The organism is Faecalispora jeddahensis, from assembly GCF_000577335.1.
GTDB classification, from domain to species: Bacteria; Bacillota; Clostridia; order Oscillospirales; family Acutalibacteraceae; genus Faecalispora; species Faecalispora jeddahensis.
On sequence record NZ_CBYL010000014.1, the window covers coordinates 61,761 to 72,763 of the forward strand.

The 11,003-nt window shown below is 50.9% G+C and carries 11 protein-coding genes; 2 read left to right on the top strand and 9 right to left on the bottom strand.

From position 1 onward, the window contains the following. Positions 1–102: 102 nt before the first annotated feature. From TY09_RS07380 to TY09_RS07420, 9 genes are all read right to left on the bottom strand, one after another. On the bottom strand, positions 103–507 hold the full coding sequence (locus TY09_RS07380; RefSeq protein ID WP_042432601.1) for an RbsD/FucU domain-containing protein: 405 nt from the start codon (positions 505–507) through the stop codon (positions 103–105). Positions 508–522: 15 nt separating this feature from the next. Next, complete coding sequence (locus TY09_RS07385) at positions 523–1,137, bottom strand: KpsF/GutQ family sugar-phosphate isomerase (protein WP_042432604.1); 615 nt, start codon at positions 1,135–1,137, stop codon at positions 523–525. Positions 1,138–1,155: 18 nt separating this feature from the next. Continuing rightward, a complete protein-coding gene (locus TY09_RS07390) occupies positions 1,156–2,154 on the bottom strand; it encodes a ribokinase (RefSeq protein ID WP_042432608.1) in 999 nt (332 codons plus the stop codon). 25 nt (positions 2,155–2,179) lie between these two features. Next, positions 2,180–2,641 carry a YhcH/YjgK/YiaL family protein gene (locus TY09_RS07395; protein ID WP_042432611.1) on the bottom strand — a complete coding sequence of 154 codons (462 nt, stop codon included), beginning with the start codon at positions 2,639–2,641 and terminating at the stop codon, positions 2,180–2,182. Further along, entirely contained in the window at positions 2,638–3,693 is a 1,056-nt protein-coding gene (locus TY09_RS07400) for a sialidase family protein (protein ID WP_042432614.1), read from the bottom strand. The genes TY09_RS07395 and TY09_RS07400 overlap by 4 nt, the downstream gene beginning before the upstream one ends. A 6-nt stretch (positions 3,694–3,699) precedes the next feature. Then, complete coding sequence (locus TY09_RS07405) at positions 3,700–4,533, bottom strand: carbohydrate ABC transporter permease (protein WP_009062661.1); 834 nt, start codon at positions 4,531–4,533, stop codon at positions 3,700–3,702. A 3-nt stretch (positions 4,534–4,536) separates the two neighbouring features. Further along, a complete protein-coding gene (locus TY09_RS07410; protein ID WP_042432617.1) occupies positions 4,537–5,472 on the bottom strand; it encodes a carbohydrate ABC transporter permease in 936 nt (311 codons plus the stop codon). 86 nt (positions 5,473–5,558) lie between these two features. Then, entirely contained in the window at positions 5,559–6,872 is a 1,314-nt protein-coding gene (locus TY09_RS07415; RefSeq protein WP_042432620.1) for an ABC transporter substrate-binding protein, read from the bottom strand. A gap of 72 nt (positions 6,873–6,944) precedes the next feature. Continuing rightward, complete coding sequence (locus tag TY09_RS07420) at positions 6,945–7,871, bottom strand: dihydrodipicolinate synthase family protein (RefSeq protein ID WP_042432623.1); 927 nt, start codon at positions 7,869–7,871, stop codon at positions 6,945–6,947. 335 nt (positions 7,872–8,206) lie between these two features. Between TY09_RS07420 and TY09_RS07425 the strand changes: the two genes are divergently transcribed. Continuing rightward, the gene (locus TY09_RS07425; RefSeq protein WP_042432626.1) at positions 8,207–8,977 is read left to right on the top strand and encodes an IclR family transcriptional regulator; all 771 of its coding nucleotides are present in this window, start codon (positions 8,207–8,209) and stop codon (positions 8,975–8,977) included. A gap of 286 nt (positions 8,978–9,263) precedes the next feature. Next, positions 9,264–10,754, top strand: coding sequence for an FAD-binding oxidoreductase (locus TY09_RS07430; protein WP_242841454.1), 1,491 nt, complete (start codon positions 9,264–9,266; stop codon positions 10,752–10,754). Positions 10,755–11,003 lie beyond the last annotated feature (249 nt).

Below are 11,003 nucleotides of genomic sequence, written 5' to 3' on the forward strand. Positions count from 1 at the left end.
CAGTGATCCCCCGCCATAGGCGGGGGATCACTGCTGTTTTTCAATTAAAGTATCGGCCTTTTTGCTTCTCCTCAGACTTGTCGATCGCGGAGAAAAGAGGGTTCAGGCAACACCGACCGTAATCAAGATATTGGCAAAGGTACGCTTTTCGCCGGTAGAGATTGCAAGGCAGACACAGGGCTGCTCACATGCGTCATAAAAACCAAAGCGGTCGATACCGTCCAGCTCCAGGCCGTTGAGAAGAGTGCGGAATTCACCGAAAATTTTAGGTTCTTCGCCATCGGAAAGCATGACCTCGGCTTTTTCAACATTGATGCAATCCAAAAGTGTTTTTAAAACATCTGTGACGGTCGGGATTCCTTCCGTCAGCCCCAAATATACTTTGGCAGCGTCTCCGCTCTTTGCGTTCAGGGGATAATTTCCGTCGGCGATCAAAATTTTATCCCCATGCCCGCATAGGGAAAGTGCGCTCATGATCCCGGGATGAATACATCCGGATTTCAGCATGCTCAGTCCCTCCTTTTATCTTTCGTTGTCCCGAAGCTGCCCCAGGGTTCCGCCGGGGTGCCACCGAACATATTCCTGCGGAGTTAAGCCGCGTACGGCCTGTAAATAGACGCTCAGCGCCTGCAATACATACATTTCCGCAAGGATCGAAGCACGGGGCGCGCGGTTCAGCGGGCCGCTCTCCTGTGTGACATTGGCCAGCAATGTCGCCTCGGCGTTCTTTGCCAGCCAGGATTCAGGGTTGCCTGTAACGGCAATGACATGGCAGTCGTTGTTTTTGATGGCGGTTACGGTAGCTTTCAGTTCCGCGGTTTCTCCGCTGTTGGAGATGCAGATGACCACATCCCCGGCGACAAGCTGACCGCAGGAGCCGTGCACAGCCTCAGTCCCATGCAGAAAATAGGTCGGGGTGCCGGTAGAAGAGAGCAGAGAGGCCATGTAAGCGGCTACATGAGAGGGCTTTCCGATGCCTGTAATATGAACACGGCCTCCGTTTTCTTGCGCCTGAATAATCAGTTCGGCAGCCGGTTCCAGGCTTTCCGGCGTGATGGATGGGATAAAGTGACCGATCTCTTCGGCAGATGTTTGCTGAAATTGACGCAGGGCCTGGCGAGTTCCTTCTGGTATCATAGTATATATGTCTCCCTTCTATTTCAGACCATCCAGAGCCGAAAGGCTGAAGGTCAGATCGTTTTCCTGCTGCATGAGCGCAATGATTTCTTCCAGCTTTGGCAGGGACGGCTGTGCGCCCATACGCGAAACCGTGAGCGTTGCGGTGTAGTTGGCAAAATGGAGCGCATCCTTATGGCTGAGCCCCGCACAAACCGAGGCGGTAAACGCACCCACAAAGGAATCTCCAGCCGCGGTCGGGTCTTTTACCTCCACCACATCGATGCACGGTTCATAAAGGAACGCTTCTTTATTTGCCACAACGGCGCCGGCATTCCCAAGTGTAATCACAACGTTCTTGACGCCCTTTGCCAGCAAAGTATCCGCGGCCTTATGAACATCGTCCATATTCACCTGCTTCCCGTCTTTTCGAATAGGGACACCGGTCAGGTCGGCCGCCTCATGCTCGTTGGGCGAAATATAGGTCAAATGCGAGAGCAGTTCATCGGAAAGCGGGGCGGAGGGCGCGGAATTCAGCATGACCGGAACATTCTTTTCATAAGCATACGCGGCGACCAGCTCGTTGATCTGCATGGGGATTTCCAGTTGGAGCATCACCATATCGTATTCGGCGATAGAATCTTTCAGGAACGCGACGTCCTCCGGGCGGGTCGCCATATTGGCGCCGGAAACCACAATGATGCGGTTGCGTGTGGTTCCGTTCTGAACCTCAAGCTGCACGTTGCCAATGGCGGAATATGTTGTGCTGTCCACAGAAACGAACTCAGTGTTAACGCCCGTTTCCCGGCAGGAGGCGATCAACCGGCGTCCAAAATCATCGTCCCCGACTCTTCCGGCCATCGTTACCTGCGCGCCAAGGCGGGCCGCCTGAACCGCCTGATTTGCTCCCTTTCCGCCAGGCGCCGTCTGATAGTCCAGCCCCAGTACCGTTTCCCCCGCATTGGGGAAGTGTCCCGTCTTTACGATCAGGTCCATCACAAAACTGCCAACGACAAGTATTTTCGGTTTTCGTGACATATTGATCTCTTCTTTCTCAGGAATTTCATTGGGGTATTTTTATCTTTATGACCGCTTTTTTGATTGGCTCCGGGGCATCTGCGCACACAAGGGGCATGTGGGCGTCCTGCGGAAAGCAGACAACAAAGCTTTCCGGTGCCATCGGCACAAAGAACCCCTGTCCGTTATCCCGGTAAAACGCAATATCCCGGTCTGTATTATACGGTTCCTCCACAGCAAGCAGGCCGGTGTTTTGAAACCCGATTTGCTCTCTGCCGGAGATTAAATATTGAATATCGATGTAACGCCTGTGCGACTCCCAACGGCTTTCTGTTCGGCTGCGGGTGCAGGGCGATTGAATCAGCACAAAAACCGAATCACTGTCAATCGGGTATCTCCCCGGTTCCAGAGCAGTCAGGTCTGTTTTTTCCAGGTATCGCAGCGCAAGATCAAACAACGGAGACAGCCCGCGATAAGAAAGCAGGTTGCTGCGATGGTCGTAGATCATAACCTCGCTTCCTTTCCTCGTTCCTCCAGCTCAAAACGCCAGAAAGAAACGTCCTTTCGGCAGTTGGTGTAGGTGACAAACAGGGAATTTCCGCTGCAATTGACCGAAGGATACGAATATTCTCCCTCTGCTTCCTCCAGCGTGTAAACATCCTCCCAAGTCTGTCCGTTGTCCTCTGAAAGAGCCAGGCGCAGGGGAAAGCGCGGGCCCCAGCTTTCGCCTACCGGATTGTAAACCAGGAAAAGACGTCCGTCCGCCGTTCGGGCAAGGTCGATTCCGCTGTTGTTGTTCGGCAGGCTTGTGGCATAGCCCTCACACCAGGTTTCGCCGCCGTCCTGTGAATCGCTGCGGGCGATAAAGCCCTCCGACGTGCGCATGAGCATATGTACCTTTCCGGGCGCGGATTCCCACAAGGTGGGCTGAATGGCGCCCCGGCCGGTGAAGGATTGTTCTGAAACCGGAATCTCCTGATAGGTTTTGCTTTTTGTTCCTGTTCCGGCAAGGGGGATGAAAACCTCGCTGCTTTTGCTCCAGGTTTTTCCCTCGTCATCCGAGCGGTCGGCAAAGCTGCGCCATTGCCCGTTTTCCAGCGATGCCGGAGCCAGCCAGCGTCCGCTCGAAAGTAGAATCAGCTTATTGCGCACGGGGCCGCGGCCGCCGACGTCACCGAGGACAAGCTCGCGCGCGGGCGACCATGTGCGGCAGCCGTCCTGGGATATGGAAACCCAGGTTTGCCAGGAGGAAATTTCTCTTCCGATTTTAAAGAATAACCAGACGGAACCGTCCTTTTGCACAAAGAGGACCGGGTTCCAGTGAGGCAGGCCGTTCTGCTGAAGAATCTGCGGTTTTTGCCAGCTACCGCCGCTGCGCCTTGCGCCCCAAATAGCGACGTCATCCGCCCCCTCGCGGCTGCCGGCGAACCAAACACAGAAGAAGTCGCCGTTTGGAAGAATGGCCAGAGAAGAAGCGTGGCAGGATTCAAACGGAGGCTGTTCCCCCAGAATACTTTCTTTTTCGATCTGCCGGAACAGTCTGGCAGTGTCTGTTTTCATTTTGTGTCACCCCTTAATCCCCGACGTTGCAATTCCCTCCACGAAATACCGCTGCAGCAGCAGGAAGACAATCATGGTTGGAATAATGGCCATACAGCAGGCCGCCAGTGCGGTGCCGTATTGGAACTGCGCATTGGAGTTTACCGAACCCATGAACTGAGCGATCCCGACAGGGAGGGTCAGCATCTTGTCGGAGCGGATGGCGATCATCGGCCACAAGAAGCTGTTCCAGTTTGCGATAAAGGTCAAAATGGTAACGGTAGAAAGTGCCGGTTTGGACAGCGGCAGCATAATCTTCAGGAAAATCGTAAACTCACCGCAGCCGTCGATCCGGGCGGCTTCCTCCAGCTCACGCGGCAGACCTTTGAAAAAGCTCGTCAGTATAAAAATACTGGTGACGTTTGCCGCCGAAGGGAAGATGATGGAGGCATAGGTGTTGAGCAGGCCGATCTTGGCGCACATCAAATACAACGGGATCATGTATGCCTGAATGGGGATCAGCAGCATCGTAACGATCGTGCCGTAAATCAGTTTGCGCCCGCGGAATTCAAAGCGCCCGAGCGCATAAGCCGCAAGAGACGACAGAAAAAGAATCATCAGCGTACCGCAAACGGCTGTAATCAGGCTGTTCGCCCCCCAGGAAAGGTAGGGATATTTTTCCAGCACGGTGGTATAGTTGGAAACAGTGAAGGTGTCCGGAATCCATTTGGGAGGGTAACTGAGAATTTCACTCTCAGGCTTGATAGAGCAGGCCAGCGCCCAGACGAGGGGAAACAGGAACACAACACAGATCACGATGAGAAGAATGTATTTTAAGCTTTGTCTCATTCCCTTTTCCATTTTTTACACCCCTTCGTCCACTTTTAGCAATTTGTTCTGAATGAAGATCATGATGACAAGGATGATGAGTACGGCAACTTCAATCGCTGAACCATAGCCCATCTCGTAGTTTTGAAACGCAGAGGTATACAGGTACTGCACCATCGTCAGGGTAGAGGTGCCTGGCCCGCCGTTTGTCATGACATAAATCTGGTCAAACAGCTGTACAGTGTTCACCATCGTCAGAGTGACTACCATAGAGGTTGTCGGTTTTAAGAGCGGCAGGGTAATTTTCATAAAGGTTTGAAAACGCGTGGCCCCGTCAATTAAAGACGCCTCGTACAGCTCCTTCGGGATTCCCTGAAGACCTGCAAGAAACAGAATGGTGTTATATCCTAAAAAGGACCAAATGATGACAATGGCAACAGAAATAAGGGCCACATGCTCATCTGTCAGCCAGTGTATTGCAGATCCTCCCATTTTCTTTATGTAAAAGTTCAAAATACCGAAATTGTTATCATACATCCAGTTCCAGATAATGCCGACGACTGCCGGAATCAGGACATATGGGATGATGGCGACAACTCTGCCGACGTTTCTTCCGCGCATTTTTTTATTGAAAAAATTAGCGAGCAGAAGGCTGAGGATAATCAGGGGAGGTAATGTCAGAACAAAAAAGATGAGCGTATTGATGATGGAGGTGTGGAAATTGCTGTCGGTCAGCATGCGTTTGAAGTTATCAATTCCAATAAAGGACAGCGACCCGGCAAGATCCCATTTACAGAAGCTGATGGCAATCCCCGCAATGCTTGGCCCAAGGCGGAATACGAAGAACACCGCCAGATACGGCAGCAAAAACAGCGCTGCGATTTTCCCCTGTGAGGCTCTCAGCGGTTTTGTTCCTTTGGTGCGGTTCAGATTCTGGGCGGCTTCGCCCGAGCTCGTTTGTCTGTTGGACATACGCTTATCACTCCTTAGATGAGGAACAACATTCTAATAAAAGGGCGGGCAGCCTTGTTGGAGGATGCCCGCCGAAAGAAACCAGGTTAGCCTGCCAGAACTTTATTGATATCGCTCTCAAGCTGCTTTGTAATTTCAGCCGGGTCCTTGTCGTTCAGCATCGCATTCTGAGCGGCGGTGAGAATCGGGCTCGGAGCCGCGCTGGAGAATACCTTGACGGATTTCTTGTGTGCAGGCAGGAACTTGACATAATCCAGCTCGCTGTTATAGGCCTCAATGCCCTTGATCTTCGTTGCGGCCTGCTGTGCCTTTACGTTGGCGGGAATCTGACCGGAAAGTGCCCATTCGGCAGAGTTGTCGGAGAGCCATTTGATGAAGGTTTGGGCGGCTTTGACTTTGTCGGCATCCTTGTTGTTCGGGATTGCCAGCAGTTCAGATGCGCCCCATACTGCCTTTTCGCTGAAAATCTGCGGGTAAGCGGCGGTGTCCCAATCGAATTTAGCGGCGCTGTCTACGCCGGAGAGCTGCCAGTTGCCGTCGATTACCATCGCAACGGAGCCGGCCTTGAAGTCATCGATGGGGGATTTTTCGCCGGCGGGTGTTACCTTGTATTTGTAGACAAGATCCTCCAGGAACTGGAAGGCGGCGGAAGTTTTCTCGCTGTCGAGAGAAAGGGTGGTCATGTCGTCTGTGAAGGGATTATAGCCCTGCTGGTTCATCAGTGCAAAAGCCTGATAGAACGCATGATGGTTCTGCAGAAAGCCAAAACCGTACTGCTTGATGTTCGCAGCATCAAAGCCACTTTCCGTAGCATTTTTTCCGTTGGCATCGATGGTGAGCTTCTGCGCAGCCGCAATCAGCTCTTCCTTATTGGTGGGGGCGCTGGCAATGCCCGCCGCTTTGAACAGATCCTTATTGTAATACAAAGCGTGCATGTTCACATCCAGCGGTACGCCGTACTGCACATCATTCAGAATGGTGCCGTCCCAGGCGGTTTTGATGTAATCGCTGGAGCTCAGGTTCAGGCTCTTGATGGCGTCGGAACTCAGAACGCCCATGTCGACAAACTGCCCGAGCTCAAACGAGTGCATGGCAACGACATCCGGAGTGGAGCCGGCCTGATAGTCCGCAAGGAATTTCGTAAACATCTGCGACCACTGCAAAGAGGTGAAGGTAACCTGTACCTCGCTCTGGCCCTCGTTAAACTTCTTGACCAAAGCGCTCATTTTGTCCAGGTCTCCACCGGTCCAGCCGCCGTAGTAATTGATGCTTACCGGGGCGGATGTGCCGCCTGAAGCGGCTCCGGAAGAGGTGCTGGTCTGTTGATTGCCTCCTGAGCATCCGGAAAACACAGAAGAAAGCATTGCAACGCTTGCCAAAACGGCAATAATTTTTTTCATTTCTTTTTCCTCCCAAATATTTTTTACAGTTACTGTTCCTGGACCTCCCTGTTCGGTACGGCAACTGCAAATTTACGAAATTCCGAGTGTTGCCTCCAGCCTTTTCGTAAGCTGGGCCAGTTGAGAAAGCTCAAGCAGTTCTGTTGAGGTTTGTATGCTCTGCCTGCCTTTTCGTGCGCTTTCTTTCATCGGTACGCCGACCATATTCAGATAGCACTTTGCATTTGCGGGGTAATTTTTCAGTTCTATGTAAGAACACGCCGTTAAAATATTCTGTAAGAAATCAGTTGTTTCAGGGTCATCCTGCCAGTGCTTTACCAGCCAGGAATACAGCTTCATTTGAAAATTTGCCATTACGCCGCTGTAGCCTGAACCGCCGTGTTTCATGCTTTCTACCAAAGTGGCCGTATTTGCGTTGAACAGGTGTATTCCGCTGCCCTTTAAAATTTCGAGTTTTTCCCGAATCCGTTCCATATCGCAGCAGGTATCTTTTAAAAATGCGAAACGACCGGTGGAGATGCAGTATTTCAAAATGGTAGGCGTCAACACTCTCTTATAAGGAACCGGGCATTCATAAAAGCCCAGTTTAACGTCTTTCGGCAATTGTTCAAGCAGGCGTTCCAAGCGTTCGATAAAGATGTCGTCACTTTCATTTTCTGCCGCAAGCCGGTTGCTGATGAGGATGACAGCATCCACATTTGTTTCGGCAATGCGATTGAGTTCTTCGGCCTGATCCTTCAAATCGTAGGAAACATGACCCGAGGCGATCACCGGGATTCGTCCGGCGGCTTTTTCCCTCACAAATTTGGTGAGCTTCACCCGCTCTTCCAAAGACAAATAAAAGATTTCGCTGGACTGGCAGGTTGCGAATAATCCGTCTGCTCCGTTTTCAATATACCATTCGATCAGCGCACCAAGTGCGTTATAATCAATTTCATTATCACAGTTAAACGGGGTAATCATTGTTGGCCACGCCCCGTGCGCAAAGTTTGTACTCATAGACGGTAGTCCCTCCAAGCTGAAATGTTAGGTTAAATTCCGCTTTTTAAAATGCTAAACAGCTGCGTGTTCATTATTAATGAACGGTGTTCTTCTATTTTGATTTTACTTTAGTTTTACATATATGTCAAGTTGTTTTTAAAATTATTTATAAAAATATATAAAACATCCAATAAAATGATAAATTTCTTTCTCTGCAGATAAAACCGAATTTAATTCTATAAGAGAGAATTGACTTTTTCAAAAGTTAATTTATAATAGATGAATATAGTTCTATTATGTGGAACAAGGCTCTCTGCATCTTAGATCACGACTGATTTTGGAGGAATTACAAAATGTCTAACGAAGAAAATTATCCCGAGGGAGTAAAAGTTCGTTCGCTTTATAAAGCGGTAAAGCTGTTGGATTATTTTAATTCCGCCCATCCGGAACGGGGAATCAGTGAACTGGCTGAGCTGAGCGGAATGTTAAAGAGCAGTGTTTATAATATAATGAGTACATTTGAATCCTGCGGAGTGGTGGAAAAGAATCCCAAAACCAGCCAGTATCGCCTGGGCTTGAAAATTTTGGAATGGAGCAATGCGCTGAGTCAGAACGATGTTTTTGGGCGTGTGATCCGCCCGTTTTTGGAAGAGTTGACAGACCGAACCGGTGAGACGGTTTTTTTGGCAACCCCTTACGGGACAAACATCATTTATCTGGAGGCGGCTTTTCCAAAGGGCGCGATGTCGGTGCGATCGATCAAGGGCGTTGTGGCGCCAATGTACTGCACCAGTCTTGGAAAAGCGATTCTTTCCCGCATGGAGCCATTTATGATCGAGCAGGTAATCGCGGCGGGTCTGGAGGCATTTACACCATATACCATAACGGACGCACAGCGTTTCCGCGAAGAGATCGACCACATTCGTGCGGTGGGATATTCGGTAGATAATATGGAGCATGAATACGGAATCAAATGTGTGGGGGTCCCGATTTGCAACGGACGCAATCAGGTGATTGGCGGAATCAGCCTTTCCGGCCCTTCTCTGCGCTTCAATGAGCAGCAAATTGTGGAATATGCAAAACTGCTGGACGGATATGCGAATCAGATTCGCAACCACCTATGATTTGAAAGGCCAGGATTCAAAGTTCACGTGAACCCTGTTCCGCAGCGTTTATAAAAAACAAATCTGTGGAATTGAAAAGTAAAACGGATTCTAAAAAGGAAGCCCCAAAGGAGCGGCACAGTAGGTTGTGCTGCTCCTTTGGGGCTTTAAGCAGTTGCTGTAACCACTTTCAGGAAGCGATGTGAAATGGCTTCCCACAACGCGCAATTAAACGGTAAACGCAGCGATTCATATAATAGAACACCTCTTTTTGTTTATTTTTGAAAAGAGAAAAAGGAGGGCGTATGTGTATAATGAGTGTTACCAAAGGTTGAGCGGACGCATTGTAACGCCATGCGACGCTTCCTATCATAGTGACCGACAAGACTGGAATCGTGCGGTGCAGCAGTTTCCGCTTATCATCAATTATTGCCGTACCGCGCAGGATGTCTCTCATGCGGTGCTGTGGGCCAGGCGAAACGGCGTACCTTTGCGCGTTCGCAACGGCGGCCATAATTACGAGGGGTATTCGAATGGCAATTGCGTTCTCGTGATCGATGTCAGCGAGATGAACGGAATAGAACTCGATGAGCAGCGGCAGACCGTACGCATACAGGGCGGCGTGACGAACCGGCAGCTGTATGACTATGTGTCTTCAAGAGGGTATCCCTTTCCAGGGGGCACCTGCCCGACGGTCGGCGTCTGCGGCTATGCGCTGGGCGGCGGCTGGGGGCTTTCGTGCCGCTATTTCGGGCTGGGCTGCGACAGTATAGAAGAGGTAGAGCTGATCGGCGATGAAGGGCAGCTGATCCGAGCGAACCGTCTGTACAATCCCAATCTGCTTTGGGCCCTGCGCGGCGCAGGCGGCGGCAATTTCGGAGTCGTCGTTTCCATGACGTTACAGCTGCCCCCGCGCATCGAGTATGTGACACTGATCGAAATCGATTATTACGGTGCGAATGTCGGAACACAGGCGCAATTTCTGCAGACCTGGCAGGACTGGATCGGCAGCGCGGATCCGCGGCTGACGCTTCTGGCCAGAATCTATCATTCCGAGGCGGATGGCCTGTCCATGCTGGTTCGGGGCATTTTCTATGGAGAGGCCGCGGAAGCGGCGCAGCTCGTCCAGGCTTTTCTGGCGATACCGGGAGCGGTTTCCGATATTCGGTATATGACCTTTCTGGAGGCGGTAACGATCCTCGGAGCTGCGTACCCGGAATTTGAACGCTTTCAGTCTGTCAGCCGGTTTGTTTACCGGTATTTCATTCCGGAAGAGGTTCAAAACATCGTAGGGCTGATTCAGCAGCGTGCCCCGGGCTCGGTCTATGCCGGGCTGTCCATGTATGCGCTGGGTGGGCAGGTGGCGGCAGTCGGTGTAGACGATACGGCCTTTTTCCATCGCAACGCACACTATATTCTATGGCTCGAAACCATCTGGAAGGACGACCGCTTTGCCGCAGAGAATTCCGAGTGGATCAACCGTCAGCTTCAGAGTCTGATACCGCTTACGACCGGGTCTTATGTGAATTTCCCCTATTCGCAGCTTTACTGGTATCAGAGCGAGTATTACGGATATCATTTGGCCGAGCTGAAGGCGATCAAGCAAAAATATGATCCTTGTGATATCTTCACCTTTCCGCAGGGTCTGGGACAGTGTGAGTGCTGCCGGGCAGAGCAGCCGCCTTTCGCGGCAGAGCAGATCCCGCTTTGTGCGGAGGAATCCCCCGCACAAATGTCAGCCATGCGCACCAATTACCGGGGATTCCGATATATTGAACCCCGGCCCGAATCCCTTTAGATTTTTTCTATGCACAAAGAAACAAAAAAGCGTTCCGATATTAACAATCGGAACGCTTTTTTTAGAGCCTTTACAGCAACATTCTGAGAACACTATGATATGGTATATTATGGATGAATTATCCGGAATATCTGCTGCGGTTGCTTTAAAAAAGCAACCGCAGCAGATAGAATAGAAGCTTTGCAGCAATCTACAGTTTCAATTTTTACCCAGACGCGGCTGGCGAAAATGGTCGAAAAAAGCCGAAAC

Excerpts from the sequence above, each read along its gene's own strand:
- TY09_RS07385 (WP_042432604.1), bottom strand. The coding sequence starts at position 1,137 with ATGATACCAGAAGGAACTCGCCAGGCCCTGCGTCAATTTCAGCAAACA.
- TY09_RS07405 (WP_009062661.1), bottom strand. The coding sequence starts at position 4,533 with ATGGAAAAGGGAATGAGACAAAGCTTAAAATACATTCTTCTCATCGTG.
- TY09_RS07400 (WP_042432614.1), bottom strand. The coding sequence starts at position 3,693 with ATGAAAACAGACACTGCCAGACTGTTCCGGCAGATCGAAAAAGAAAGT.
- TY09_RS07390 (WP_042432608.1), bottom strand. The coding sequence starts at position 2,154 with ATGTCACGAAAACCGAAAATACTTGTCGTTGGCAGTTTTGTGATGGAC.
- TY09_RS07415 (WP_042432620.1), bottom strand. The coding sequence starts at position 6,872 with ATGAAAAAAATTATTGCCGTTTTGGCAAGCGTTGCAATGCTTTCTTCT.
- TY09_RS07395 (WP_042432611.1), bottom strand. The coding sequence starts at position 2,641 with ATGATCTACGACCATCGCAGCAACCTGCTTTCTTATCGCGGGCTGTCT.
- TY09_RS07380 (WP_042432601.1), bottom strand. The coding sequence starts at position 507 with ATGCTGAAATCCGGATGTATTCATCCCGGGATCATGAGCGCACTTTCC.
- TY09_RS07425 (WP_042432626.1), top strand. The coding sequence starts at position 8,207 with ATGTCTAACGAAGAAAATTATCCCGAGGGAGTAAAAGTTCGTTCGCTT.
- TY09_RS07410 (WP_042432617.1), bottom strand. The coding sequence starts at position 5,472 with ATGTCCAACAGACAAACGAGCTCGGGCGAAGCCGCCCAGAATCTGAAC.
- TY09_RS07420 (WP_042432623.1), bottom strand. The coding sequence starts at position 7,871 with ATGAGTACAAACTTTGCGCACGGGGCGTGGCCAACAATGATTACCCCG.